Source organism: Pseudomonas sp. LF-5, from assembly GCF_037626295.1.
Classification (GTDB): domain Bacteria; phylum Pseudomonadota; class Gammaproteobacteria; order Pseudomonadales; family Pseudomonadaceae; genus Aquipseudomonas; species Aquipseudomonas monsensis.
Genome location: NZ_JARKMT010000014.1, coordinates 105,800 through 130,929, shown reverse-complemented (window position 1 = coordinate 130,929; position 25,130 = coordinate 105,800). Strand labels below are relative to the sequence as shown.

The following is a 25,130-nucleotide window of genomic DNA, read 5'->3' as shown; positions in this document are numbered from 1 at the left end:
ATGCTGATAATCTTGCTGACTATCAGTCTGACTCCACAAGCACCCACACGAATTGCTTGATTCAGTTGTTAAAGAGCGGTTGGTTAAGATCTTTCGTCTCAACCGAGGCGCGCATTCTACAGCGCTTTTCCTTAAAAGCAACTAATTTTTTTCATCAAAATCAGTTACTTAAGCCAAGATCAACATCAAGCTGCTCGTTAGCGGGAGGCGAATAGTACAGTATTAAAATACGTGGTCAACCCCCTTCTAGAATTTTTTCCTTACCAAAGCACCTGGGTTGCCACTATGGAAGGCGGCTCCTGCCAAACAGGCAACCCAATCGCGACCTCAGCAAGCACGGCCAGGTGCGCAGACGCCGGTGTAGTTGACTCTAATTGCCTACCGTACTCCCCGGAGCCTCCATCCAGTGCCTGACTTGCCGAGCAACGCCGCCCACACAAAGCGCTTCAATGCAGTACTCGCCTACATCGACGCCAATCTCAAAGGTGACTTGTGGGAAGACGTTGGGCCAAGTGGCGAACTTTTCGGCGTTTCACTGCCATCGACAATTCACCACCTTCGTGGGCGTGCCTGTTTCAGGTTATGTACAGTTGATGCGGCTACGACGCGCAGCGCATGGCCTGTCCTCCCTCGCGGATTACTCGGTACTGGAAGCCGCGCTCAGTGCGGGCTTCGAAAGCCCCGAAGCATTTTCCTGAGCATTCAGGCGGACGTTCGGTTGGCTTGGATCGATCGTCGTCGAGTTCATCGTCGTAAGCTGCCTCTCGCCAAGGGGCAGCTATTGGCCTGGACTGTGTAAAAACCCAGACACTGCTTTGAAGTCTGCGTCGCTACGTAAGATCTGCCAATAAACGGTGAATCAGCCGGGTCTGAAATTTGCGCAGGAACGCGACGTTCGTTCGAGTTCTGACTGTCAAACCTGCTCTAAACAGTTTTGACAAATTCACGCGCACAAAAAGATGCGCATAAAATTGAATCTATACAAATCAAGTAACCAATGTTAGTTTCGGGCCGCCCCTTGGGCACCAATACGAAAGGTCTTGCCTGGCAAGGCCTTTTTTTTCGTCTGCTGGAAAGTGGCTGCTTTTATAGGAGCTACCGAAGGCTGCGATCTTTTGATCTTCCTCTGTTTCACCAACAGGACATCTCAAAGGATTCATTGCATGGAAACGTCACTGGAAACCGTCGCCCTGTTCTCCCTCAAACTCGCTTATGAGGAAGAAGGCCTGAGCCCGATTCTGCGAGATGACATGGTCATGGGGGATTACCAGAAAGACGTGTTCGAGTTGCTGGTGAAACGTCGTGATATCCAGACCATCCAATTCAAGCTGAACGAGTGCCTGGGGTTGGCGATGAATGCGTTGGGCGGTGTCGAGAAACCGCTGGGGCGTGAGCTGCACAAGTTGTCAGCCGACTTCAGTCAGGCGCAATCGCTGGAGCAGCTCGATCAGCCGCTCCTCGCGCTCAAGGGTTATTTGAAGGACATTCTCTAAACAGACGCGCGATCTGAAGAAACATCCCTTCGGATTACTTCAGTACCTTTACCACTCGAATGTCGATGGGAAACCCATCTGGCCCTTCCAGTTTCTTCCATCCCACGTATTGAAAAACCGCTTCCTGATCGATGGTGTCTCCCCTCTCCACCATTTCTCCGCCCAGCACCGCCACCCCTTTATAGATGGCGCAGTTGCCCTCATCGGGATGGGCGGTGTAGATGACATAGGGTTTGACGTACTGCACGGCGCGGAAATGTCGGCCGCAGCCCCAGTCGACCGTGATCATCAGGGTCTTCAGGTAGTCTTCGCCATCCGTTTCCGAATCCTCGGCGAGCTCTTTGAGCTTGCCAAGTCCGCCGACGTCGCTAAAGCCCAGGGCGCGGGCGCGCTTGTATTCCGGAGACTCCTGGTGCTCGGCCTGATCTTTGAAGTATTGCTGTTGAAGCTCTGCAACCAGGACCTCCTCTTCCTTGTTCCGGATCTCGAACGCTTGCGCAATGACGTTTTCGCAACGGGCATATTCGGGAGAGGCAAGGTTTGCCTGCGCGAGGTGATCGCGATGGACGTAAAGAGTGTGATTCAAGCTGTCGACGCGGTTCATCGCTTGCCTGGTCGTCATGACCCCGTTTTGAACGTTGTTCACTACTTGCTGAAAACCCTGACAATCGGAGAGGTATCCTTTCCAGGCGACCTCCGGGGTTTCATCCCAGCCGGCAAACGCCGGGGTCATTACGATGGCGAAGAGGAATGCGCCGAGCAGGCGCGAGACAGAAGAAACAATCGGCATGCGTAGTCCGTTACGTTGTTGAAGAAAGTGGCGCAAAGCTACTATTTTGCTATCTTGCCGTCCACTTCGCAGGAGGCATCTCAACCGCCTCAATAATCGCGCACTCGGGAATAAACCAATGGATGCTTTGTTGTGCTTGTCAGTGATGGCCGGAACCTGGATGTGGGTGGTGAAACAACGGGGTGACTGGAACTTGTTACTTGCCAACCTTGCTGGCGCCGGAAGTAGCGTGGTGACCGGTATTGTGTTCACGCTGATTTACGGCGCTGTCATTGGTACGTCGATGGCGACACCAAACCTCAATCGCAGTCTGGTGGTGTTCATCACAAGCGCGGGGGTTCTGGCGGGGGTTTGGTTGTGGATTGCCAATCGCCGCCAACCCGAACATCCGGTTGCGCGTCAGTTGCTGGGCGCGGTGTGTGGCTTCGCCGCCGGCATGACGACCTTGCTGCTGCTTGCTGTGAATTATTTCCCCAACACATGATCGGACGGCGTGACTGTTTTGCTATCTTGCCGCCCATCGTCAGCGTTCACTTCGGGCGTGCGTTGATTTCAGGTTTCGAAGTATTAAGGAAAGGATCGAATGGAGTTTCTGCGTTTTCTGGCGTTTGTCGCGGCTTGGGGTTTCATGTGGCGCTGGGTGGTTAAGAACCGCGGTAGCTGGAATATCTTCTACGGCAATATTGTTGGTGCAGCGGGCGGTTTCATCGTGGCAATGGTCGTGCTGTCGATTACGTTTTCGTTGTTTCCAGTGGCACCGGCGCAAACCGATAGCCGCGAAACAGAGCGCGCCGCGGCAGCACTCATGCCAGAAGTAGAAAGGTCAATGGAGCCTGTACCGGTGATCGCATCGACCCCTGCCGATTCCGACAATCTTGCGACCTACGTCGCCAGCGAACCACAGAACGAGCCTTCTCCGCCCGAGTCCGCCCTTCTGCCGAACTACAGCAAACGCCTGCCCGCGTCACTGCTGGAGAAGGACTTCAAGGACAACGTGCACAACGACTTTGCCGTTTCGCGCCGATTGGCCGGCACTCATCCGAACGCGGACCGGTCCCTGATGGCGTTCATGATTTGCGAACCCTTCATCAAGAGCGCCATGCGCTTTTCCGCGTCGACCGCGATCGCCAGTGCGAAGAGCGCGAGCAGCCAGCGGTTCAAGGATCAGACCTACACCATCAGCAGCACCGTCAGCGCTCGCAACATGTTGGGCGACAACGTCAGCTACGGTTTCGACTGCTCGGTTCAACAAGTGGACAGTAAAGACACTGACAAGGCCGCGTGGCGCCTGCTCGGTCTGAAATTGAAGAAGATCGAGTCTTAAGCCTCATTTAAGGGTTCAAGGCGCCGGCTGCGCTATCATCGCCGGCTTGTGCGCCTTGAGCTTTGCCCCGGAATGTCCCTGACACTTGCTGAACTGAATCCGCTGCCTCCCGTCTTGGCCGGCCCGCTGCTGCGACGGCTGGAACCGACGCGACTGGTGCTATGGCTGGTGGGCAGCCGACAACTGTCGCTGACCTTGCGCCTGCAAGGTGTAGGAGATATCCCTCTCGACGCCGGGAAATGCACGGTCATTCCTGTCGGTCGCAAAGCATTTGTTCATCTGATTGATGTTCCTCTCGATAGCGCCCTGCCCGGCGATACGCGTATCGACTATGACCTGCTGATCGACCACACAACCGGCATCGCCGACTGGGCGCCGCATCTGCTGTACGGCGATGCGACGAGCCCGAACTTCGTCCTGCGCTCGCGGATCGACCAACTGCTACACGGGTCCTGTCGCAAGCCGCATCACCCGGCAACCGATGGCTTGCTGTGTGTCGACCAATTGCTGGCAGACGAAACCGATCCGCAACAACGCCCGGCACTGTTGATGATGAGCGGTGACCAGGTCTACGCCGACGACGTTGCCGGCCCGATGCTGCGGGCGATCCACGCCTTGATCGAACGCCTTGGCCTGTACGACGAACACCTCGAAGGCGCCGTCGTCAGCGACAGCGCCAGGCTTTACGAACACCCGGCCAGTTACTACCACCGCGCGGATTTGTTACCGGCGCTGGAAAGCAACGAGACCTTGCGTGAGCGATTTTTCGGTGGCGCGCGTAAGCCGATTTTCACCAGCAGCAGTGCCGACAATCATCTGGTGACCTTCGCCGAGGTCATGGCGATGTACTTGCTGGTGTGGTCGCCGACGGCCTGGACGCTGATCAATCCGCAAACGCCCGAACTGACGCCTGCACGGCTCAAGCGCTATACCCTCGAACAGACTCGCATCATTGGCTTCAAGGCCGGCTTGGGCAATGTCGCCCGGGCGTTGGCGCACCTGCCAAGCCTGATGATTTTCGACGATCACGACATCACCGATGACTGGAACCTGTCCGCGCAATGGGAGGAAACGGCCTACGGCCATCCGTTCTCCAAACGCATCATCGGTAACGCCTTGATCGCGTACATGTTGTGCCAGGGCTGGGGCAATAACCCTGATGCCTTCAAGGATGTCCTGGAGAAAACCCGACGCCTGAGCGCCAGCGGCGATGATCAGTACCTCGACAGCCCGGTGCAGGACGCGCTGATTGATGACCTGCTGCGTTTTCAGAATTGGCATTTCGTATTGCCGAGCAGTCCGGCGCTGCTGGTCATCGACACCCGCACCCGCCGCTGGCGCAGTGAAATGGCGCTCAAGCAACCGTCGGGCTTGCTCGACTGGGAAGCCTTGAGCGAGTTGCAGCAGGCGTTGCTCGATCACCCGTCGGCGATCATCGTTTCACCGGCGCCGATCTTCGGCGTGAAGCTGATTGAAACCGTGCAGAAGCTGTTCAGCTGGTGCGGTTACCCGCTGCTGGTGGACGCGGAAAACTGGATGGCCCATCGCGGCGCCGCACAGGTGATCCTGAATATTTTCCGACACTCGCGTACCCCCGGTAACTACGTGGTGCTGTCGGGCGATGTGCATTATTCCTTCGTCTACGAAGTGCTGATCCGACACCGCAAGGCCGGTCCGCGGATCTGGCAGATCACCAGCAGCGGGATCAAGAACGAGTTTCCGAAAACCTTGCTGGAGTGGTTCGACCGGCTCAATCGCTGGCTCTACTCGCCGCGCTCGCCACTCAACTGGTTTACCAAACGCCGACGCATGCGCATCGTGCCGTACAGGCCCGAACATGCAGAGGCCGGTGAGCGCTTGTGGAATTCGGCGGGGATCGGGCAGGTGTTTTTCAATGAACAGGGGCAGCCGAGCGAGATCATTCAGCACAATTCAAATGGGGCGGTGAAGACGCGGATGCTGGCGCCGGAGTTGACGGATTATCCTGATTAGCGCCTCGCATTTTTCCAATGTGGGCGAGCCTGCTCGCGAATGCGATTGATCATTCAATATAAGTATCGACTGACCCACCGCCATCGCGAGCAGGCTCGCTCCCACAGGTGTCATCGGTTGCCTGTCAGTGTGCGGTTACAGCAAGCCCCACACCTCTGACAATCATCCCCACCTCGCGCTCATCAATCGTCAGCGGTGGCAGCAGCCGTATCGTCTTGCCACGCGTAACGTTGATCAGCAACCCATGATCCCGTGCGGCAATCAGCGTCAGATCACGCACCGGCTGTTTCAACTCGATACCGATCATCAAGCCCTGCCCACGAATCGCCAGTACATTCGGATTGTCTGCCAGTTCTGCGCGCAGGCGAGTCAACAGGCGATCCCCCTGAATCCGCGCGTTTTCCAGCAGCCCCTGTTCTTCGATGATATCCAGCACCGTGCAACCGACCCGGCAAGCCAGCGGATTGCCACCGAACGTACTGCCATGACTGCCGGGCGTGAACAGTTCCGCCGCCTTGCCCCGTGCCAGGCAGGCGCCGATCGGTACGCCATTGCCCAGTCCCTTGGCCAGGGTCATCACATCCGGAACGATGTCTTCATGCTGGAACGCGAACCACCGGCCGGTGCGGCCGATGCCAGTCTGGATTTCGTCGAGCATCAGCAGCCAGGCGCGCCGGCTGCACAGGTCACGCAGGGCTTGCAGGTAACCGGGTGGAGCCAGTTGTACGCCGCTTTCGCCTTGAATCGGCTCGACGAGAATCGCAACGATCCGCTCGCCATGCTTTTGCTGCACCTGCTCCAGCGCCACCAGATCACCGAACGGCACTTTGATGAAATCCCCCGGAAGTTCGTTGAAACCCAGGCGCACCGCCGGGCCATCGCTGGCCGACAAGGTGCCCAGCGTGCGGCCATGAAACGCGTTGGCCATGACCACCACCAGCGGCTGTTCGATGCCTTTGCGCCAGCCGTACAAACGCGCCAGTTTCAGCGCAGTTTCGTTGGCCTCAGCGCCGGAATTGTTGAAAAACGCCCGATCCATCCCCGACAACCCGGTCAGCCGTTTGGCCAGTTGCTGCTGCCAGTCGATGCTGTACAGATTCGACGTGTGCAACAGCAGCCCTGCCTGCTCGCTGATGGCAGCGACAATGCGCGGATGCGAATGGCCAACATTGGTCACCGCTACGCCAGCGACGGCATCCAGATACTCACGACCGGCCTGATCCCACAGGCGAGTGCCCAGGCCCTTGGTGAAACTCAAGGCCAGCGGTTGGTAAGTGTTCATCAGGGCGGCGGTCATGACTTCAAACTCCAGTGCAGGTCGGTGTGTCTGCAGTATGGTTAGCCACCAGAACTGGATAAACTCGGCAAAACTTCTTTCATTTAAAAGCAGGGCTTGATAATGGACCTGTTCCAGTCGATGAATGTTTACGTCAAAGTCGTTGAAGCCGGGAGCATGACGGCAGCCGCGTTGCAGTGCGACATGTCGACGACCATGGTCGGCAATCACCTGCGGGCGCTGGAGCAACGGCTCGGCGTGCAACTGCTGCAACGCACGACCCGGCGACAACGGCTTACCGAATTTGGCAGTGTTTATTACCAGCGCTGCCTGGAAGTATTGGGGTTGGTCGCCGATTCCGAACGCCTGGCCGAACAGACCCTCGATCAACCCCGGGGCATGCTGCGCCTCACCGCGCCGCTGACGTTCGGCGTTGAACGGCTGGCGCCGGCGCTCAGTGAGTTTTCCTTGCTGTACCCACAGGTCAAACTCGATGTGGTGCTGACCAACAGCCGTCCCGACCTACTGGAGAGCGGTCTCGATGTGGCGTTTCGGCTCGGCAATTTCGAGCAGTCCAACCTGATCGCCCGGCCCTTGATCGACTACACCCTGACCGCGTGCGCGTCGCCGCAATATGTCGCCCGGCGCGGCATGCCGAAAACGCCGGAAGACTTGCAGCATCACGATTGCCTGTCGTTCGCCTATCCCGCCGGTGATGACTGGCAATCAGTGGAAAAACGTTGGCGCCTCAGCGGCCCCGACGGGGAGATCATGGTCGACGTCAGCGGGCCGATGCTGATCAACAGTTCCGCCGGGCTGCACCAGGCTGCCCGCACCGGCATGGGCATCGTGATGTTGCCGGATGCGCTGGTGGAACAAGACCTGCGCGAAGGCCGCCTGGTTAAAGTGATCGCCGATTTCCAGCCACCCAGCCGACCGATGCATCTGCTCTACGCACCGGATCGCTATCGCTTGCCGAAACTGCGTCGTTTCGTAGAGTTTGTCATGCAGCGCTGGGGTAAATCCTGACGTCACTTGCACCAGCCCACCATGAAGAATCGCTGACAAGGACCCGAACAGCAGATGAACAACACACTCAACGTACGCGATTTGCAGCCCGCCGAAACGCAATCGGTGCGGCTGTTTCTCGGGCAGCATGGCTGGGGCCATCGCACCGGCTCAGCTGAACACTTCGCCCAGTTGATCGAGCACTCTCAGCGCACCGCCGTCGCCGTCCAGGGTGAGCGCATCATCGGTTTCGCTCGCGGGATCACCGATGGCTTGTCCAACGGCTACCTGTCGATGGTGGTGGTCGATGAGCAGCATCGGCGTGCAGGGATTGGCCGCGCACTGGTCGAGCACATCATGGGCGACAACCCGGATATCACGTGGGTGCTGCGTGCCGGGCGCGAAGGCGCTGAGACTTTTTTCGCCAGCCTGGGTTTCGAGACCTCGGTGATTGCCATGGAACGGCCGCGCCGGAAATAGCACGAGCCGGGAAAAAACTCGACCGGCAGACCGTTGTTCCGTGACAACACCGCCCCGCTCCCCTAAATTAACCGGCCTGAAAAAGACCTCGCGCTTTCTCATCTCCACTCAAGTTAAAAAAGTAGTGAAATTTCAATGTCCGATTTCAACACCGCTGAATCCGTAGTCACCGAATCGTCCAAAGCGGAATACGAAAACTCCATCAATCTTTCACAACACCTCCCACAAGCCAAAATCATCAGCGAGATGGTGCTGGATGCATTCCAGTCCACCCGCGAAAGCGACCAGATCCGCGAACTGCGCGCCGCGATCCGTCAAGCGCACGACAGCTTCGATGACGACAAGGCCTACGAGCTGATGGGCGAACTCAAGCGCCTGAAAGACGCCGAAGCCGCCGACATCGCCGCCCTGGAAGACCTGAGCAGCAAGTTCTCGATCGGCCGCATCCTGTCCAGCTTCAAGGACGATCCGGCGTTTCAGGAAATCGTTTATGGCCTGGCGCTGAAAGTGCTGAACCAGACTCATCAGGCGATCAGTAACCCGAGCGGTGGCAAGAGCAAAGCGGCCAAGAAGAAAGAAGTCGAAATCTTCACCATCAGCAAGGACGGCATCAGCGTAACGCTGCCGTTGCGCACTCCGCGTTCGCGCCTGAACGTTGACCGTGCAGCGCTGGAATTCCTCGGTTTCACCTTCGTCGGTGAAGGCGAAGAAGCGGAACTGGAAAGCGAAACGTTCCTCGACAACGCCGGCACCGAGCAGGCGGTAAACCGCAAGAACATCATCACCGCGCTGCAACAGCAGACCGCGTTCGATGGCTACAGCATCGCCGCGCAGTAATAGCGCAGCTGCTGTACGAAAAAGCCCCGCGCTGAGATTCAGGCGGGGCTTTTTGGTTTTCGGCGGGCGTTAGTGGAATGGCGTAAATCCCAGCCCCTCACCCCAGCCCTCTCCCAAGGGAGAGGAAGCCGATCGGGAGATATTGATGCGACGCATCGAAATCAAAGTACTGTGCGGAATCCGCTATCGCCTCGATCTCTCAGGTCGATGTATAGCGCAAGACGCCTCGGTCAGTCCCCTCTCCCTCCAGGAGAGGGAGCCGATCGGGAGATATTGAAGAGACGCATCGAAATGAAAGTACTGTGCGGAGTCCGCTATCGCCTCGATCTCTCAGGTCGATGTATAGCGCAAGACGCCTCGGTCAGTCCCCTCCCCGTCCGGGCGGTCCGACGTTTCGGGAGGGTCAGGGTGAGGGCAAGCTGCCAAATCTTCAAGCCGACGGATGCAACGCTACAATCATGTCCACTTCAATCGCCGCGTTCTTCGGCAACTGATACACACCGACCGTGCTGCGCGTGTGCCGGCCGGCATCGCCGAGCACATGGCTGAACACGTCCGACGCGCCGTTGGCCACTTCGCTAAGGTCAACAAAGTCCGGCGTCGACTTCACGTACACGGTGACTCGCAACAACGCCTTGATCTTGTCCAGCGAACCCACCGCATCGACGATCAGCGCCAGGCAGCGCATCGCACTGATGCTGGCGGCGGCCTGCGCATCCTTAAGGGTCAACTCCAGGCCGACACGCCCCGGGTACTGAATCTTGCCGTTAGTGCGCGGCACCATACCGCTGATGTAAAGCTCATCATGATGACGGATCAGCGGCGCGTAATTGCCACCGGCGGTGTTCTCGCCATAAATGTCGTAGTTCAGCTCTTGGGCCAGGGCGATGAAGCGTTCATCACAGGTCATCCTATCAGTCATTTCGCCCAGCCTCTTGATCTATGCGTGAATATCGCGGAGTAAAACAGTTGAGCGCCGAGGGAGTGGCATGGCGCTATCACTGACATGACTGGATCCAAATCTAGGAGGTTTGCGGCGATACCGCAACCTGCCTGCCTGAAGCGCTTGTTGCGTTGCGGCCATTGGCGGCACATCAAATCAGCATAATCCACCCAACAAAAAACCCCGCACATCTCTCAATGTGCGGGGTTTTTCTTGAAGCCTCGAAACCTTACGGCGCGTACGTCAGCAGCAGCTCTGCGGGCACCTTGAAGTCCAGGGACATCATGACGCTCAACGCAGTGATGGTGAAGATCGAGAACACGAACAGCTTGCGTGCCCAGACCGTGTCATCCACTGCCTTGTAGCCGGTCCAGGCCATGTACAGCCAGTACATGCCCATGGCCGCGGCAACGGCGAGGTAGCTCATGCCGGCGTAACCGCTGAAGGTCAGCATCAAGGTCGCTACGAGGAACGCCAGGATGTAGAGCAGGATGTGCTTCTTGGCCACTTGAATCCCGCGCTTAACGGGCAGCACCGGAATCGATGCGGCCAGGTAATCGTTGAAGCGGAAGATCGCGATGGCGTAGGAATGCGGCATCTGCCACAGGCTGAACATCACCAGCAGGGTCAGCGCGGCCATGTCGAAGCTGTTGGTTACGGCAACGTAACCGATCACTGGCGGCATGGCGCCCGACAGACTGCCCACCAGCGTGCCGTGAACCGACTTGCGCTTGAGGTACAGGCTGTAGAAGCCGACGTAGATGATGAAGCCGATGACCGCGAACAGCGCGGCCAACGGGTTGGCTACCTTGTACAACAACGCAACGCCGAGAACACCAAGGATGGTCGCGTAAACCAGGGCCAGTTTCAGGGAGATCAAGCCCTGCACCAGCACCCGGTTCTTGGTGCGTTCCATCTTCAGGTCGATGTCGCGGTCGATGCAGTTGTTGAACACGCAACCGGACGCTACAACCAGGGAGGTGCCGATCATGGCTGCCAGAAACACCGCCAGATCGACATGCCCTTTCGAGGCCAGGAAGAACCCGCCTGCCACAGAAAGCACGTTACCGAAAATGATCCCCGGTTTGGTGATTTGGATAAAGTGCTTGAGCGACATCGGGTCTTACCTCACTTCGCCATCATGTACGTGTGGATGCTGAACATGATCCACAGCGACAGGCCAACCAGCAGCACGATCACGATCGCCGTAAAGACGAATGCAATCACGTTGTTACGCTGAGCAATGGAACGGTCCAGGTGCAGGAAGTAATACAGGTGAACGATCACCTGGATCACTGCGAACAGCAGAACGATTGCCAGCGTGGTGGCCTTCGGCAGGCTCGGGTACATCACCAGGCCGAACGGGATGACGGTCAGGATCACCGACAGGATGAAGCCAATGGCGTACGACTTTACGCTGCCGTGGCCAGCATCATGGCTGTCATGGGAGTGTGCATTAGCCATTACAGAGTCCCCATCAGGTAAACAACGGTGAATACGCAGATCCACACCACGTCCAGGAAGTGCCAGAACAGGCTCAGGCAGCTCAGACGGGTCTTGTTGGTCGCCGTCAGGCCGTGCTTGTTGACCTGGTACATCATGATGCCCATCCAGATCAGACCTGCGGATACGTGCAGACCGTGGGTACCGACCAGGGTGAAGAACGCGGACAGGAAGCCCGAACGGCTAGGACCGAAGCCCTCGGAGATCAGCAGGTGGAACTCGTTGATCTCCATGGCGATAAAGCCGGCGCCGAGCAGGAAGGTCATGAACAGCCAACCCAGAACCTGCTGCTTCTTGCCCTTGTACAACGCCAGCATGGCGAAGCCGTAGGTGATCGAACTGAACAACAGCAGAGCGGTTTCGCCCAGCACGTATGGCAGTTCGAAGATGTCGTGGCCCGACGGGCCACCGGCAACGTTGTTTACCAGTACTGCGTACACCGCGAAGATCGACGCAAACAGAATGCAGTCGGTCATCAGGTAGAGCCAGAAACCGTATACGGTCATCTCGCCCGAGTCGTGGTGATGGTCATCGTGCCCATGGTCACCATGGGCGTGTCCAACATTGGTCACTAAATTCGACATGGTTTAAGCCTGTTCCAACGAGGTTTCAACACGGGTGGCACCGGCCGGGATTTTCCCTGCCGCGACCAGACGCTTGTGCTGCTCGGCTTCGATACGCTCGATCGTTTCAACCGGAACCATATAGCCCTGGTCGTCACGTGCAGCGTGGATAACGAAGTAGATGACGGTGCCGGCCAGGCTGGCGATCGCCAACCACCAGATGTGCCAGATCATCGCGAAACCGAAGACGGTCAACAGTGCGCCCATCACCACGCCAGTGGCGGTGTTGTTCGGCATGTGGATCGGCTCGTACTTGGCCGGACGCTGGTACGCAGTACCGTTTTCCTTGGCTTCGGTGAACGGGTCGATGCAGTCAGCCTTAGGCAGCACAGCGAAGTTGTAGAACGGAGGTGGCGACGAGGTCGACCATTCCAGGGTGTGTGCATTCCACGGGTCACCGTGATCGCAAACGTTCTCTGGCTTGTTACGGTCGCGCACACTGACGTACAGCTGGATCAGTTGGCAGGCGATACCGACAGCGATCATCACCGCACCGAACATGGCAACGTACAGGTACGGTACCCACTCAGGGTTGGTGGTGGCATTCAGACGACGGGTCATGCCCATGAAGCCCAGTGCATAGAGCGGCATGAACGCGACGAAGAAGCCCGAGATCCAGAACCAGAACGCTGCTTTACCCCAGCCTTCGTGCAGCTTGAAGCCGAACGCTTTCGGGAAGTAGAACGCGAAACCAGCGATGTAACCGAATACCGCACCGCCGATGATCACGTTGTGGAAGTGCGCGATCACGAACAGGCTGTTGTGCAGCACAAAGTCAGCACCCGGGATGGCCAGCAGTACGCCGGTCATGCCGCCGATGGCGAAGGTCACCATGAAGCCCAGAGTCCACATAACCTGGCTGGTGAAGCGCAGACGGCCCTGATAGATGGTGAACAGCCAGTTGAACAGCTTCACACCCGTCGGGATGGAAATCAGCATCGTCGCCAGACCGAAGAAGGCGTTGACGCTGGCACCCGAACCCATGGTGAAGAAGTGGTGCAGCCAAACCATGAAGCCCAGTACCGAGATCGCGCCCGAGGCGTAGATCATCGAGTGGTGGCCGAACAGTTTCTTGCCGGTGAACGCCGAGATCACTTCCGAGAAGATGCCGAATGCCGGCAGGATCAGGATGTAAACCTCAGGGTGGCCCCAGGCCCAGAACAGGTTGACGTACATCATTGGATTGCCACCAAGTTCATTGGTGAAAATGTGGAAATCCATGTAACGGTCAAGGGTCAGCAGTGCCAGGGTCGCGGTCAGGATCGGGAACGAAGCCACGATCAGAACGTTTGCCCAGGTGCAGGTCCAGGTGAAGATCGGCATGTCCATCAGTTTCATGCCAGGGGTACGCATTTTCAGTACGGTCGCGAGGAAGTTAACCCCCGTCAGCGTCGTACCTAACCCGGATAGCTGTAGCGCCCAGATGTAGTAGTCCATACCCACGCCAGGGCTGTATTGCAGACCCGACAATGGTGGGTAGGCAACCCAACCGGTCTTGGCGAATTCGCCGACGCCCAGGGACAGGTTGATCAGCACAACGCCGGACACCAGCAGCCAGAAGCTCAGGGAGTTCAGGAACGGGAACGCAACGTCACGCGCGCCGATCTGCAGCGGCACTGCAAGGTTCATCAGGCCGGTGAAGAATGGCATCGCCATGAAGATGATCATGATCACACCGTGAGCGGTGAAGATCTGGTCATAGTGTTCAGGTGGCAGGTAGCCAGGCGAACCCTCGGTGGCCATGGCCAACTGGGTACGCATCATGATGGCGTCGGCAAAACCGCGCAGCAGCATGACCATGGCAACGATGATGTACATCACGCCGATTTTCTTGTGGTCGACCGAGGTCAACCACTCGGTCCACAAGTAGGTCCACTTCTTGAAGTAGGTGATTGCAGCGAACAGCGCCAGACCACCGAGGGCGATCATGGCGATGGTCACCATCACGATCGGCTCGTGGAATGGGACTGCTTCCCAACTTAATTTACCAAACATCGTTTACTCCTCTGCCCCGGCAGCTGAATGCGAACTCGAGTCAATTTCCGTGGCCGCCACTTCTTTCTCTTTCTTCTCGTGCTTCAGCGGCTTGCCCGGCTTCATACCTTCGTACTTGTCAACGATGATCTGAAACTGGTTCGGCGTGACCGAGGAGTAGAGCTCGACTGGGTTGTTCTGGCTCGGTTTGGCAAGGGCCGCATATTCAGCTTGATCAAGCTGTTTAGGTGACTTCTTGACTTCACTTACCCAGGCGTCGAAATCTTCCTGAGTGGTGGAGATAGCCTTGAATTTCATACCGGTGAAACCCGCGCCGCTGTAGTTGGCGGAGATACCGTCCATTTCAGCGTTACGGTCAGCGATCAGGTGCAGCTTGGTCTGCATGCCCGCCATCGCGTAGATCTGGCCGCCCAGACCCGGGATGAAGAACGAGTTCATCACAGCGTCAGAGGTGATCTTGAAGTTGATTGGCGTGTGCGCCGGGAACACGATCTTGTTGACCGTGGCAATGCCTTGTTCCGGGTAGATGAACAGCCACTTCCAGTCCAGCGCAACGACTTCGATGGTCACTGGCTTGACGTCGGATTGAATTGGACGATACGGGTCCAGTTCGTGGGTCGAAATGTAGGTGATGTAACCCAGGGCAATGATGATCAGGACCGGAATGGTCCAGACTGCCACTTCGATTTTGGTCGAGTGCGACCATTTCGGGGTGTACACGGCGTTCTTGTTGGACGCGCGGTACTTCCAGGCGAACAGGAAGGTCATGACGATAACCGGCACAACGACCAACAGCATCAGCAGCGTGGCGGTGATGATCAGGTTGCGCTGTTCCAGGCCGACCTGGCCCGTTGGATTGAGCAAGGTCATGTTGCAGCCTCCCAGCAACAACGTGCCGAGCAGCGGCACTAGGCCTAGTAATCTGGGGTACCTGTTTTTACTCATCTCACGACCTCTAAAGCAGCTTGCGCAATGCAGTTGGGTTTTGATCGCCAACACTTCACCCTGCCAAGGGTTGGCATTTTCTTTGGATTGAATAAGGGCCGCCCGTCGCGCGTCAGACGCTCGACAAAACCTTGGGACAGCGGTCAGTTCTTATTCGAATTCGTGGTCAAAGGCCTTGTTACAGACCAATTCCATTTGGTGCGGAAAGTTGGAAGGCACCGACACCTGGGTGTCTCAAAAGCCTTTCGGCCTTATCGACACCCGACTTCCTGTCCAGTTCCTTAATAAAGGTTGAACAGTGCCGGGAATTCAATGCGGGCGATTGTAGATAGGTAGCGCCCTATACACCATGTCTTATCCCGAAATAATTTTTATCGCTCAGAGCAACAATCCATCACCGTTTTTGCAAAAGTTCCGCATCTTATCGAAATCAATTCTCAACAAAAACACCAAAAAATGTAGGTCTATCCACCTCAGTTCAGACAGCTCTGAACGCTTTCTCCCACCACCGAATCGGCGCAAAGCCCGATATTCAAAGGCCTCTGGCCATCTCCCGGAGCTTGTTAAAACTGCCTGATCTGGCACACACGTGCAAAACCAGAAAAATACCGAAACAGACCAATCCTTTTTTGTAACATTACGCCATTCCGTGTCGTTCAATCGGCTTGCGACACGCTCTGTGTGACAACATGTCGCACACCTGTCGCACCCATCCTTGCCATTCGTCACGGTGATTTCACAAACACTCTGAAATGCAAAACGCCCCGATGAGCTGATCCGCAAATCGGGGCGTTTTCTGTATCGGCCAATCCGCCGAAGAGTTGACTCAGCGCAGTGTTTTTCGGTTACGCGAGGTCAGCAGCGGCACCAGGATCACCACCAGCACGAATGCCAGCAGTGCCCATTGCGCCAGCGACAGACCGAGAATCGGCGGGTACGGCGTCGAGCAGAAACCGTCGACCTGGAAGCCCAGCGGGAAGATCTTCGCCAGCGGCAGGTCATCGACAATCGGCTGCAGCACATCAATGCCGCAACTCACTGCCGGATAGAACTGGGTGTAGACGTGATGCCCGGCAACACCGGCGCCGGCAATCGCGCAAATGACCACCAGTACTTCGAACACGGTGATGCTGCGGCGGCTGCGCATGGCCGCGCCAACGAAGGCGAACAGCGCGATCAGCAGCAGTGCATAACGCTGCAGGATGCACAGCGGGCACGGTGCCTCACCCAACACAATCTGCATGTACAGCGCACCGCCGATCAGTGCCAGGCAGATAATCCCCAGCAGCACCAGAAAGCGCCGCTCACGTCCCAGTCGAATCGTTTCCTCGCTCATCGCGTTTCCCTTGTATGTCCATGGTTCAGCTGGCCGGCGGCTGCGCTTGCAGTTGCGCCATCAGGCTGATGTTGTCTTCGATATGCCAATTGGCCGCGATGCGACCGTTGTCGATCTGATAGATATCGGTTGCCCGGAAGTCTACACGCTGGCCCTGCCCTTTGAGAGCCTTGAACGTGCCGCTGAAGTGCCCGCGAAAGTGCAGATGCACCACCACGCGGTCTCCGGCGATGATCATTTGTTCGATCTCGCAGCTCAGGTCCGGCACCGCCGTACGAAAGAACTTCGACGCCAGCGACGGTCCGGTCGGTCCCTGCACCCGGCCTTCGGGCGGTGTCTTGTCGACAAATTGCGGCGACAAGGCTGCCGTGGCCAGGGCCTCTTCACCGGAATTCCAGAAACTGCCATAGCGCCGTGCGGCCAGTTCCATGGCTTCTACCTGTGCCTTGGACAGGCTCTGATCGACGATCAGGGTCTGCGGTTTTATCAGGGCAGATTCGGCAGAAGCAAAAGGGCTGGCCAGCAACGCGGCCGAAAGACCGATGGCTGCGAAGCTGAAACGACGAGCGAAGATGAAGTGCGACATGGGGCGATCCTGATCAGGTCAACGAACGAGCGCCTATCATCAGCATCGGGGAATAAACGATAAACCGGTTAAGAAACGATTAACCTTTAAACACTTTTTAAGAATCATGACCGCAGTGACGCCATCGCGGGCAAGCCCGCTCCCACGGGTTCAGCGACGTTCACAAACTCTGTGCACGCCACAAATCCTCTGGGAGCGGGCTTGCCCGCGATACAGACGACTCGGTTTTGACCATTACTCCAAAGCTGCAGCCGGTCCGAAGAACTCGTAACGGCTCTGCTGCTCCGGCACACCCAGCGCCTTCAGATGCTGCTTGATCGCGCCCATGAAACCCTTCGGCCCAAGAAAGTAAGCGTCGACATCCCGTTGCGCTGGCAGCCACTCGCCCAACTGCTCCTGAGTCAACATCCCGACCTTGTCCGCCGCCGGACTGACGCCGTCGTCTTCGGCATAGCAATAAAACCGCTTGAGTTGCGGATGCCGCGCCGCCAGCCCGTCGATCCAGTCGCGGAACGCATGCACGCTGCCATTGCGCGCGCAGTGGATAAAGTGCACCGGCCGCTCGCTCTCCAGCGCCGCTTCGAGCATCGCCAGCGTCGGAGTGATGCCCACGCCGCCACTGATCAACACCAGCGGTTTATCGCTGGCAGTCAGGGTAAATTCGCCCGATGGCGGGAACAGCTGAATGCTCGAGCCGACGTGCAAGTGATCGTGCAAGTGGTTGGAGGCGCGACCACCCGGTTCGCGTTTAACGCTGATGCGGTACTGACCGTTGTTCGCCAGCGCCGACAGCGAATAATTGCGGCGGACTTCTTCGCCGTCGAGGATCAGCTTCATGCCGATGTACTGACCCGGTTCAGCCGCAAGGATCGGGCCTTTGTCGGCCGGTTCGAAGTAGAAGGAAACGATTTCCGCACTCTCTTCGACCTTCGCCGCCACGATGAACTCACGCGCCCCGCGCCAGCCGCCGACAGCTTGCTCTTTCTGATCATAGATGGCGGTTTCGGCGCCGATCAGGATCTCGGCCAACTGACCGTACGCCGCCCCCCACGCACTCATCACCTCGGGCGTGGCGATCTCATCGCCGAGCACTTCGGAAATGGCGCGCAGCAAGCAGGTGCCGACAATCGGGTAGTGCTCCGGCAAGATTTGCAGGGCCACGTGCTTGTTGATGATCTTCGCCACCAGATCGCCCAATTGGTCGAGCTGGTCGATGTGGCGCGCGTACATCAGCACACCGTTGGCCAAGGCACGCGGTTGATCACCGCTGGCCTGGTGCGCCTGGTTGAACAGCGGACGGACTTCGGGGTATTCGGAGAGCATCATGCGATAGAAATGCGTGATCAGCGCCTCACCACCGCTTTCGAGCAGAGGCACAGTGGATTTGACGATGGCACGATCCTGGACGCTAAGCATAAGAGTGACTCCTGAGCTTTTTTGATAAGTTGCCTTAGGCTTATCAGTTTTCGTGCCAGATATTTTATTCATACAAATCAATAACTTAAAAAAAACGTAGTCATTTCGACACGAAGACCTTTATAGTCATCCCGACTACATCTTGTCTCTTTGACTACATCACCATGTCTGCCAAATCCCTGCTCACCGCCCTGCTGCCTTTAGTCTCCGATCTGTCCCGCGAACTGCCCGAGGGCGAGCGCTATCGACGCCTGCTCCAAGCCATGCGCGCCCTCCTGCCGTGCGATGCCGCCGCATTGTTGCGCCTGGAAGGTGAATCGCTGGTGCCGCTGGCGGTGGACGGTTTGAGTACCGACACCCTGGGCCGGCGCTTCAAAGTCAGCGAGCACCCGCGCTTTGAAATTCTGCTGGCCGGCGCCGGGCCGACACGGTTCGCCGCCGACAGCGATTTGCCTGATCCTTATGACGGCCTGGTCGAAGGCCTCGCCGATCACCTCGAAGTCCACGACTGCCTCGGGTGCCCGCTGTTCGTCGATGAAAAACTCTGGGGCCTGATCACCCTTGACGCCCTCGATCCCGAGCGTTTCGAGCCGATCGAACTCGACGTCCTGCAAGCCTTTGCCAGCCTCGCCTCGGCCACGGTCAACGCCGCCGAGCGCATCGAACGCCTGGCCGTCCGCGCCGAAGACGAACACCAGCGCGCCGAGGTCTATCGCCAGGCCAGCGGCCAGCAGCACCGCGAAATGATCGGTCAGAGCAAGGCGCTCAAGAAATTGGTGGAAGAAATCAACCTGGTCGGCGGCAGCGATCTGACCGTGTTGATCACTGGCGAAACCGGGGTCGGCAAGGAATTGGTCGCCCAAGCCATCCACGCCGCGTCACCGCGCGCCGACCAACCGATCATCAGCCTCAACTGCGCCGCGCTGCCCGACACGCTGGTCGAGAGCGAACTGTTCGGCCACGTGCGCGGCGCTTTCACCGGCGCCACCAGCGACCGTCGCGGCAAGTTCGAACTGGCCAATGGCGGCACGCTGTTTCTCGATGAAGTCGGCGAGTTGTCGCTGACCGTGCAGGCCAAGTTGTTGCGCGTGTTACAGAGCGGCCAGTTACAGCGGCTGGGTTCGGACAAGGAACATCAGGTCGATGTACGCCTGATCGCCGCGACCAACCGCGACCTGGCCGAAGAAGTGCGCAGCGGTCGTTATCGCGCCGACTTCTACCATCGCTTGAGCGTGTACCCACTGCGGGTGCCGGCATTGCGCGATCGCGGGCGTGATGTGTTGTTGCTCAGCGGCTTTTTTCTGGAACAGAACCGCTCGCGCATGGGCCTCAACAGCCTGCGCCTGAGCAGCGACGCCCAGGAAGCGTTGCTCGCCTACACTTGGCCGGGCAACGTGCGCGAACTGGAACACTTGATCGGGCGCAGCGCGCTGAAGGCCTTGGGCAACTGCAAAGTGCGGCCGAAGATCCTCAGCCTCAGTGCGGCAGATCTGGATCTGCCGCGTGAGGTTGTGGATAACTCGGTTGAGCCGGTTGCCGGTGTCGTGGCTGAGATGCCGCTGATCAGCGGGGATCTGCGCAGTGCTACCGAGCAGTATCAGCGGCGTTTGATCAGTGCGGCGCTGGAACGCAATCAGGATAACTGGGCGAGTGCGGCGCGGGAGTTGGGGCTGGATCGGGCGAACCTGGGCCGCATGGCTAAACGTCTGGGGATGAAGAGCTAAAAGCACCCTCACCCTAGCCCTCTCCCGGAGGGAGAGGGGACTAACCGAGGTGTTTTGCGTAATACGCCGACCTGAAATATCGATTCGATTATGGATTCGGCAGAGCAGGTTCAGGTCGGTGAGTTACGACAATGTCCCCCAATGGCGCCCTCTCCCTCCGGGAGGAGCGAGAGCGGACTGACCGAGGTGTTTTGCGTAATACGTCGACCTGAAACATCGAGTCGATTATGGATTCGGCAGCGCAGGTTCAGGTCGGTGAGTTACTACAATGTCCCCCAATGGCGCCCCTCTCCCTCCGGGAGGAGCGAGAGGGGACTGACCGAGGTGTTTTGCGTAATACGCCGACCTGAAATATCGATTCGATTATGGATTCGGCAGAGCAGGTTCAGGTCGGTGAGTTACGACAATGTCCCCCAATGGCGCCCTCTCCCTCCGGGAGGAGCGAGAGGGGCTGACCGAGGTGTTTTGCGTAATACGCCGATCTGAAATATCGATTCGATTATGGATTCGGCAGCGCAGGTTCAGGTCGGTGAGTTACTACAATATCCCCCAATCGGCCCCCTCTCCCTCCGGGAGGAGCGAGAGGGGACTGACTGAGGTGTTTGCGTAATACGCCGACCTGAAACATCGAGTCGATTATGGATTCGGCAGCGCAGGTTCAGGTCGGTGAATTACTACAATATCCCCCAATCGGCCCCCTCTCCCTCCGGGAGAGGGCTGGGGTGAGGGGCAGTGATCGAGAGAACAGCGATCAACCCAGGCCGACTACCCGACAACTAACCTAAAGCCCAACCTTTTGACGCCGATAACCCGGCATCAATAGTTTCTGGCGATTTGCCCCTCGCCCATCACCTTTTTCCACAGAAGGTTTATATGTCTTCCACCAAAGCCCGCGCAGATTCACTTTCGCTTCTGCTGTTTACCTTGCGCAGCGGCAAGCTGATGGCGATCAACCTGCTGAAAGTCAGTGAAATCATCCCCTGCCCGCCGCTGACCAAGCTGCCGGAGTCGCACCCGCACGTCAAAGGCATCGCCACCCTGCGCGGCGCGTCGCTGTCGGTGATCGACCTCAGCCGCGCGATCGGCGAACGGCCGCTGGAAGACCCGAACGGCGGCTGCCTGATCGTCACCGATGTCAGCCGCTCCAAACAGGGCCTGCACGTGCAGGCCGTGAGCAAAATCGTCCATTGCCTGACCACCGACATCAAGCCGCCACCGTTCGGTTCCGGTGGCTCACGTGCCTACATCACCGGCGTGACCTCGGTGGACGGCACGCTGGTGCAGGTGCTGGATATCGAAAAGGTTATCCACAGCATCGCCCCGGCGCAGATCGAAATGGCCCCGACCGACCTGAGCATGGAAGACGCCGAAGTCCTCGGCAATGCGCGGATTCTGGTGGTCGATGACAGTCAGGTGGCGCTGCAGCAATCGGTGCACACCCTGCGCAACCTTGGCCTGCAGTGCCACACCGCGCGCAGCGCCAAGGAAGCTATCGACTGCCTGCTCGACCTGCAAGGCACCGCGCAGCAGATCAACCTGATCGTCTCCGACATCGAAATGTCCGAGATGGACGGCTACGCCTTCACCCGCACCCTGCGCGAAACCCCGGACTTCGCCCACCTCTACGTGCTGCTGCACACCTCGCTCGACAGCGCGATGAACAGCGAAAAGGCCCGATTGGCCGGAGCGAATGCGGTGCTGACCAAGTTCTCCTCACCGGAACTGACTCAACGCCTGATCGAAGCGGCCAAACACGTCGCGGCCAACGGTCACTGAGTCTTGGCTCAGACGTATTGTTTTTTGATGCGGCGCGATCTTGCCAAGGACGCGCCGGATGCGCTTTGGCCTCAAGGCATTGAACTGTGTACGTACTCCGTCGAACTCGCGCCGGACGTGCACGCCCTAATGCAACTCGGCTACCACGAAGGCGGCGGCAGGGTGCCGGCGCTGGACACTTGGCAGCAGCAATTCGAGACCGATCCCGAATACGATCCGTCGCTGTGCTTGATTGCCCGCGACGGCGAAGGTGTGGTCGGCGTGGCGCAATGCTGGACCAGCTCATATATCAAGAATCTGGTGGTGCATCCGCGCATGCAAGGGCGTGGATTGGGCCGGGCGTTGTTGCTCAATGCATTCAAGGTATTTCAGCAACGGCGCGAAGGGTTTGTTGATCTGAAGGTGCTGGAAGGCAACCGGCGCGCGCAGCGCTTGTATGAAAGTGCCGGGATGTATGTGGTCCGCCGGGAACTGGTGCCGGACTGATCGACCGCTTTCGCGAGCAGGCCAGCACAGGCAACTTCCTTTCTCAGGCAGACTCCAACCTTGGCCACTCACGACCAAGGACGCCCACCATGAAAGTGCTCACCCTCAGCCTGCTCTGCCTCACCGCCCTCACCTCCCAGGCCCACGCCTCCAGCCCTGACGCCTGGGCCGCCTACGACAAAACCGTGCTCGCCAGTTGCACCAAGGCCAGTGGCCTGAAAAACGCCAAACCGGTCGGCACACCCGCGCAATTCGACGACCGCGTCGGCTACACCGCCGTGTTGCTGCAAGGCCAATACCCGCAAAAACACATGAAAGGCCAGCAGGGCACCGAGCTGTGCCTGTACAACAAAAAGGCGAAAACCGCCTTCGTCACCGAGTGGGACTCGATTCGTCCGACCGGCAAAGCGCAGTGAGTGGCGCATAACTTGCTTCGATCCGCGCCTGTGCGGTGGTTTTCCGCCACCGTTTCACGCCCTGATTGAAGACAGATCGCTCAATGAATACGACGTTTTCCTGCGTAGGCTGCGGCAAATGCTGCACCGACCACCATGTCCCGCTGACCCTGGCCGAGGCCCGCATGTGGGCGGCGGATGGCGGTCAGGTGATCGTGCTGGTGGAGGCTTTTCTCGGTAATGGCCTGGGTTTGCCGGCGCAGCAGCGAGAACATGCCGAACGGCGTTCAGCGCTCGTTCGCAGCGGCACGACAGACGCCCATGTGGCAATCACCTTCGCCGCGTACAACGTCGGTCCCTGCCGGAATCTTGACGAAGACAACCTGTGCCGCATCTACGAGCGCCGGCCGCTGGTGTGTCGTATTTACCCGGCGGAAATCAATCCGCATATCCCGCTCACCCCTGCTGCCAAGGATTGCCCGCCGGAGTCCTGGCAACAGGGGCCCGTGCTGATTGCCGGGGGCGAGTTGGTCGATCAGGCGCTGGTTGAATTGATTCAACGCTCGCGCCAGGCCGATCGCGATGACATCGGCATCAAGGACGCGATCTGCGCGATGCTGGGGATTCGTACCACGGCGCTGAAGGGGGACGGGTTTACTGCCTACTTGCCGAATATGGAGGCGTTTGCGGCAGTGATTGATCAGGTGACTGCCCAGCCGTTGACGATGGCGCCGAGTGAGTGGGTGTTTCATCTGTCGGGCGATGATGTGGCCGGGCAAGTGTTGGCGGCCGGGGCACAGGTGGTGACGGAGCCGGCGCAGACGTATGCGTTTATTTCGTTGCGGGCGGCCTGATCCAGATTCTTTAGCGTCCGCCCGGACCTCATCGCGAGCAGGCTCACTCCTACATTTGAAATGCATTCCCTTGCAGGAGTGAGCCTGCTCGCGATAGCGCAAGTGAGCACACCCTCAATCGCGAACCTGCCGCCGCCCCCAGAACTCCCGCGCCAGCAACCTCAAATCCCCCGCCAGCCCCGCCACATCTTCGGAATTGCGCTGACTCTCGCGCCCCTCATCCACCGTCACCTCGCACGCCGTACGAATGCTGACGATGTTGCGGTTGATGTCCTCGCTCACCGCGCTCTGCTGCTCCACCGCTGCCGCAATCTGCAGGCTCATCTCGGTGATCTGCTCGACCCGCTCGCTGATCCCGTCCAGCGCCCGCGCCGCCCGCTGCGCCTGTTCGACGCTGTTATCCACATGTTCACTGCTTTGCTGCATCACCAGCACCGCGTCGCGCGCGCCGTTCTGCAGGGTGCTGATCATTCGTTGAATCTCGTTGGTCGATTGCTGCGTGCGTTGCGCCAGTCCGCGAACCTCATCCGCCACCACGGCAAATCCGCGCCCGGCATCGCCGGCGCGTGCGGCTTCGATCGCCGCGTTGAGGGCCAATAGATTGGTTTGCTCGGCGATGCTGCGGATCACCTCCAGCACACCGGAAATTTCACTGCTGTGGCCTTCGAGCTGATGAATCACCTCGGTCGCCCGGCCAAGTTCTTCAGCCAGGCGCAACACGGCGCTGCGACTTTCACCGACCAGCCAATGCCCTTCACGGGTTTCCGTTCCGGCCATATCCGCCGCTACAGACGCCTGCTGCGCATGACTGGCAACCTGCGCGACACTCGCGGCCATCTGGTGAATGGCCGCCGCCACCTGGTCGGTTTCCGCCTGCTGCTGCAGTGAACTGTTATGGCTGCTTTGCAGGTGATCGACCAGTTGCGCAGCGTGTCCGGCCAACTGTTGCGACGCATCGCCGATACGCCCGAGCACCGCGCCGACCTGCGCTTCGAGCATCTGCAAGGCGAACTCGATCTGGCCGATTTCATCGCGACGTCCGGTATACACAGACTGACTCAACGGATTGTCCGCAACGCTCCGCGCACGCTCGGCCAGTTGCTCCAACGGGCACAAAATCCAGCGCAGCGCCAACGCACAAGCGCCGCTGCCCAACACAAATGCTGCCAGGTTCAACCAGGCAGAATCCGGCTGCAACCAGGTCTCGGCACCCAGCACAACGCCGAGCAGCGCACTGGCCAGCGCCGTGACCTTGGTCCGCACCCCCAACGCTTGCGGTTGCCAGCGCGTCACACGCTCGCCGCGCAACTGCGCGTACGCCAGCTCCGCCGCCGCCACTTGCCGCGCA

24 protein-coding genes and 1 pseudogene are annotated in these 25,130 nt (G+C 58.5%); 13 read left to right on the top strand and 12 right to left on the bottom strand.

Features of this window, described 5'->3' with window-relative positions; translation table 11 throughout:
• Positions 1 to 406: 406 nt before the first annotated feature.
• Positions 407 to 695: pseudogene (locus PseuLF5_RS26725) on the top strand (helix-turn-helix domain-containing protein); the annotation flags it as partial.
• 468 nt (positions 696 to 1,163) lie between these two features.
• Complete coding sequence (locus PseuLF5_RS26720; protein WP_128614992.1) at positions 1,164 to 1,493, top strand: hypothetical protein; 330 nt, start codon at positions 1,164 to 1,166, stop codon at positions 1,491 to 1,493.
• 34 nt (positions 1,494 to 1,527) lie between these two features.
• Here PseuLF5_RS26720 and PseuLF5_RS26715 read toward each other — a convergent pair whose 3' ends face one another.
• Positions 1,528 to 2,283 (bottom strand): hypothetical protein, encoded by a 756-nt coding sequence (locus tag PseuLF5_RS26715; RefSeq protein ID WP_128614993.1) that lies wholly within the window; start codon positions 2,281 to 2,283, stop codon positions 1,528 to 1,530.
• Between the two features lie 118 nt (positions 2,284 to 2,401).
• On the opposite strand from PseuLF5_RS26715, the gene PseuLF5_RS26710 reads away from it, so the two are divergent.
• The 3 genes from PseuLF5_RS26710 (at position 2,402) to PseuLF5_RS26700 (ending at position 5,599) form a co-directional block, all read left to right on the top strand.
• Positions 2,402 to 2,767, top strand: a complete 366-nt coding sequence (locus tag PseuLF5_RS26710) for a hypothetical protein (protein WP_340135024.1) — start codon at positions 2,402 to 2,404, stop codon at positions 2,765 to 2,767.
• A 99-nt stretch (positions 2,768 to 2,866) separates the two neighbouring features.
• On the top strand, positions 2,867 to 3,607 hold the full coding sequence (locus tag PseuLF5_RS26705; protein ID WP_340135023.1) for a hypothetical protein: 741 nt from the start codon (positions 2,867 to 2,869) through the stop codon (positions 3,605 to 3,607).
• 72 nt (positions 3,608 to 3,679) lie between these two features.
• A complete protein-coding gene (locus PseuLF5_RS26700) occupies positions 3,680 to 5,599 on the top strand; it encodes an alkaline phosphatase D family protein (RefSeq protein WP_340135022.1) in 1,920 nt (639 codons plus the stop codon).
• 124 nt (positions 5,600 to 5,723) lie between these two features.
• Here PseuLF5_RS26700 and PseuLF5_RS26695 read toward each other — a convergent pair whose 3' ends face one another.
• Entirely contained in the window at positions 5,724 to 6,896 is a 1,173-nt protein-coding gene (locus PseuLF5_RS26695; protein WP_340135021.1) for an aspartate aminotransferase family protein, read from the bottom strand.
• Positions 6,897 to 6,998: 102 nt separating this feature from the next.
• On the opposite strand from PseuLF5_RS26695, the gene PseuLF5_RS26690 reads away from it, so the two are divergent.
• The 3 genes from PseuLF5_RS26690 to PseuLF5_RS26680 all read left to right on the top strand — a co-directional run bounded on the left by PseuLF5_RS26690 (position 6,999) and on the right by PseuLF5_RS26680 (position 9,200).
• Complete coding sequence (locus tag PseuLF5_RS26690) at positions 6,999 to 7,904, top strand: LysR family transcriptional regulator (RefSeq protein ID WP_123463195.1); 906 nt, start codon at positions 6,999 to 7,001, stop codon at positions 7,902 to 7,904.
• 54 nt (positions 7,905 to 7,958) lie between these two features.
• Positions 7,959 to 8,363, top strand: coding sequence for a GNAT family N-acetyltransferase (locus PseuLF5_RS26685; protein WP_340135020.1), 405 nt, complete (start codon positions 7,959 to 7,961; stop codon positions 8,361 to 8,363).
• Positions 8,364 to 8,498: 135 nt separating this feature from the next.
• On the top strand, positions 8,499 to 9,200 hold the full coding sequence (locus PseuLF5_RS26680) for a hypothetical protein (RefSeq protein WP_322375155.1): 702 nt from the start codon (positions 8,499 to 8,501) through the stop codon (positions 9,198 to 9,200).
• Between the two features lie 430 nt (positions 9,201 to 9,630).
• On the opposite strand, the gene PseuLF5_RS26675 is transcribed toward PseuLF5_RS26680, so the two are convergent.
• From PseuLF5_RS26675 to hmpA, 9 genes are all read right to left on the bottom strand, one after another.
• Complete coding sequence (locus PseuLF5_RS26675) at positions 9,631 to 10,122, bottom strand: RidA family protein (RefSeq protein ID WP_340135018.1); 492 nt, start codon at positions 10,120 to 10,122, stop codon at positions 9,631 to 9,633.
• Between the two features lie 250 nt (positions 10,123 to 10,372).
• Positions 10,373 to 11,260, bottom strand: a complete 888-nt coding sequence (gene cyoE / locus PseuLF5_RS26670; RefSeq protein ID WP_007916939.1) for a heme o synthase — start codon at positions 11,258 to 11,260, stop codon at positions 10,373 to 10,375.
• Positions 11,261 to 11,271: 11 nt separating this feature from the next.
• Positions 11,272 to 11,607 (bottom strand): cytochrome o ubiquinol oxidase subunit IV, encoded by a 336-nt coding sequence (gene cyoD, locus PseuLF5_RS26665; protein ID WP_007916940.1) that lies wholly within the window; start codon positions 11,605 to 11,607, stop codon positions 11,272 to 11,274.
• On the bottom strand, positions 11,607 to 12,230 hold the full coding sequence (gene cyoC / locus PseuLF5_RS26660; RefSeq protein WP_003227982.1) for a cytochrome o ubiquinol oxidase subunit III: 624 nt from the start codon (positions 12,228 to 12,230) through the stop codon (positions 11,607 to 11,609). The genes cyoD and cyoC overlap by 1 nt, the downstream gene beginning before the upstream one ends.
• 3 nt (positions 12,231 to 12,233) lie before the next feature.
• Positions 12,234 to 14,264 carry a cytochrome o ubiquinol oxidase subunit I gene (gene cyoB / locus PseuLF5_RS26655; RefSeq protein ID WP_103304511.1) on the bottom strand — a complete coding sequence of 677 codons (2,031 nt, stop codon included), beginning with the start codon at positions 14,262 to 14,264 and terminating at the stop codon, positions 12,234 to 12,236.
• 3 nt (positions 14,265 to 14,267) lie between these two features.
• Entirely contained in the window at positions 14,268 to 15,209 is a 942-nt protein-coding gene (gene cyoA, locus PseuLF5_RS26650; RefSeq protein ID WP_007916947.1) for a ubiquinol oxidase subunit II, read from the bottom strand.
• 826 nt (positions 15,210 to 16,035) lie between these two features.
• Entirely contained in the window at positions 16,036 to 16,545 is a 510-nt protein-coding gene (locus PseuLF5_RS26645) for a disulfide bond formation protein B (RefSeq protein ID WP_123463187.1), read from the bottom strand.
• Positions 16,546 to 16,570: 25 nt separating this feature from the next.
• Positions 16,571 to 17,131, bottom strand: a complete 561-nt coding sequence (locus PseuLF5_RS26640) for an ester cyclase (protein ID WP_340135017.1) — start codon at positions 17,129 to 17,131, stop codon at positions 16,571 to 16,573.
• Between the two features lie 234 nt (positions 17,132 to 17,365).
• Entirely contained in the window at positions 17,366 to 18,547 is a 1,182-nt protein-coding gene (gene hmpA, locus PseuLF5_RS26635) for an NO-inducible flavohemoprotein (protein ID WP_340135016.1), read from the bottom strand.
• 164 nt (positions 18,548 to 18,711) lie between these two features.
• Between hmpA and norR the strand changes: the two genes are divergently transcribed.
• From norR to PseuLF5_RS26610, 5 genes are all read left to right on the top strand, one after another.
• Entirely contained in the window at positions 18,712 to 20,271 is a 1,560-nt protein-coding gene (gene norR / locus PseuLF5_RS26630; RefSeq protein WP_123463181.1) for a nitric oxide reductase transcriptional regulator NorR, read from the top strand.
• Positions 20,272 to 21,144: 873 nt separating this feature from the next.
• Positions 21,145 to 22,047 carry a chemotaxis protein CheV gene (locus PseuLF5_RS26625; protein ID WP_025109268.1) on the top strand — a complete coding sequence of 301 codons (903 nt, stop codon included), beginning with the start codon at positions 21,145 to 21,147 and terminating at the stop codon, positions 22,045 to 22,047.
• A gap of 27 nt (positions 22,048 to 22,074) precedes the next feature.
• On the top strand, positions 22,075 to 22,533 hold the full coding sequence (locus tag PseuLF5_RS26620; RefSeq protein ID WP_340135015.1) for a GNAT family N-acetyltransferase: 459 nt from the start codon (positions 22,075 to 22,077) through the stop codon (positions 22,531 to 22,533).
• Between the two features lie 89 nt (positions 22,534 to 22,622).
• A complete protein-coding gene (locus PseuLF5_RS26615) occupies positions 22,623 to 22,949 on the top strand; it encodes a hypothetical protein (protein ID WP_322375159.1) in 327 nt (108 codons plus the stop codon).
• 83 nt (positions 22,950 to 23,032) lie between these two features.
• Entirely contained in the window at positions 23,033 to 23,782 is a 750-nt protein-coding gene (locus PseuLF5_RS26610; protein ID WP_186748523.1) for a YkgJ family cysteine cluster protein, read from the top strand.
• 114 nt (positions 23,783 to 23,896) lie between these two features.
• On the opposite strand, the gene PseuLF5_RS26605 is transcribed toward PseuLF5_RS26610, so the two are convergent.
• Complete coding sequence (locus PseuLF5_RS26605) at positions 23,897 to 25,000, bottom strand: methyl-accepting chemotaxis protein (protein WP_371921272.1); 1,104 nt, start codon at positions 24,998 to 25,000, stop codon at positions 23,897 to 23,899.
• Positions 25,001 to 25,130: the final 130 nt, after the last annotated feature.

Coding starts and splice junctions, on each gene's coding strand:
- norR (WP_123463181.1), top strand. CDS start 18,712: ATGTCTGCCAAATCCCTGCTCACCGCCCTGCTGCCTTTAGTCTCCGAT.
- PseuLF5_RS26620 (WP_340135015.1), top strand. CDS start 22,075: ATGCGGCGCGATCTTGCCAAGGACGCGCCGGATGCGCTTTGGCCTCAA.
- PseuLF5_RS26695 (WP_340135021.1), bottom strand. CDS start 6,896: ATGACCGCCGCCCTGATGAACACTTACCAACCGCTGGCCTTGAGTTTC.
- cyoE (WP_007916939.1), bottom strand. CDS start 11,260: ATGTCGCTCAAGCACTTTATCCAAATCACCAAACCGGGGATCATTTTC.
- cyoD (WP_007916940.1), bottom strand. CDS start 11,607: ATGGCTAATGCACACTCCCATGACAGCCATGATGCTGGCCACGGCAGC.
- cyoC (WP_003227982.1), bottom strand. CDS start 12,230: ATGTCGAATTTAGTGACCAATGTTGGACACGCCCATGGTGACCATGGG.
- cyoB (WP_103304511.1), bottom strand. CDS start 14,264: ATGTTTGGTAAATTAAGTTGGGAAGCAGTCCCATTCCACGAGCCGATC.
- PseuLF5_RS26700 (WP_340135022.1), top strand. CDS start 3,680: ATGTCCCTGACACTTGCTGAACTGAATCCGCTGCCTCCCGTCTTGGCC.
- PseuLF5_RS26645 (WP_123463187.1), bottom strand. CDS start 16,545: ATGAGCGAGGAAACGATTCGACTGGGACGTGAGCGGCGCTTTCTGGTG.
- PseuLF5_RS26705 (WP_340135023.1), top strand. CDS start 2,867: ATGGAGTTTCTGCGTTTTCTGGCGTTTGTCGCGGCTTGGGGTTTCATG.
- PseuLF5_RS26640 (WP_340135017.1), bottom strand. CDS start 17,131: ATGTCGCACTTCATCTTCGCTCGTCGTTTCAGCTTCGCAGCCATCGGT.
- PseuLF5_RS26680 (WP_322375155.1), top strand. CDS start 8,499: ATGTCCGATTTCAACACCGCTGAATCCGTAGTCACCGAATCGTCCAAA.
- PseuLF5_RS26710 (WP_340135024.1), top strand. CDS start 2,402: ATGGATGCTTTGTTGTGCTTGTCAGTGATGGCCGGAACCTGGATGTGG.
- PseuLF5_RS26715 (WP_128614993.1), bottom strand. CDS start 2,283: ATGCCGATTGTTTCTTCTGTCTCGCGCCTGCTCGGCGCATTCCTCTTC.
- cyoA (WP_007916947.1), bottom strand. CDS start 15,209: ATGAGTAAAAACAGGTACCCCAGATTACTAGGCCTAGTGCCGCTGCTC.
- PseuLF5_RS26625 (WP_025109268.1), top strand. CDS start 21,145: ATGTCTTCCACCAAAGCCCGCGCAGATTCACTTTCGCTTCTGCTGTTT.
- PseuLF5_RS26615 (WP_322375159.1), top strand. CDS start 22,623: ATGAAAGTGCTCACCCTCAGCCTGCTCTGCCTCACCGCCCTCACCTCC.
- PseuLF5_RS26675 (WP_340135018.1), bottom strand. CDS start 10,122: ATGACTGATAGGATGACCTGTGATGAACGCTTCATCGCCCTGGCCCAA.
- PseuLF5_RS26690 (WP_123463195.1), top strand. CDS start 6,999: ATGGACCTGTTCCAGTCGATGAATGTTTACGTCAAAGTCGTTGAAGCC.
- PseuLF5_RS26685 (WP_340135020.1), top strand. CDS start 7,959: ATGAACAACACACTCAACGTACGCGATTTGCAGCCCGCCGAAACGCAA.
- hmpA (WP_340135016.1), bottom strand. CDS start 18,547: ATGCTTAGCGTCCAGGATCGTGCCATCGTCAAATCCACTGTGCCTCTG.
- PseuLF5_RS26610 (WP_186748523.1), top strand. CDS start 23,033: ATGAATACGACGTTTTCCTGCGTAGGCTGCGGCAAATGCTGCACCGAC.
- PseuLF5_RS26720 (WP_128614992.1), top strand. CDS start 1,164: ATGGAAACGTCACTGGAAACCGTCGCCCTGTTCTCCCTCAAACTCGCT.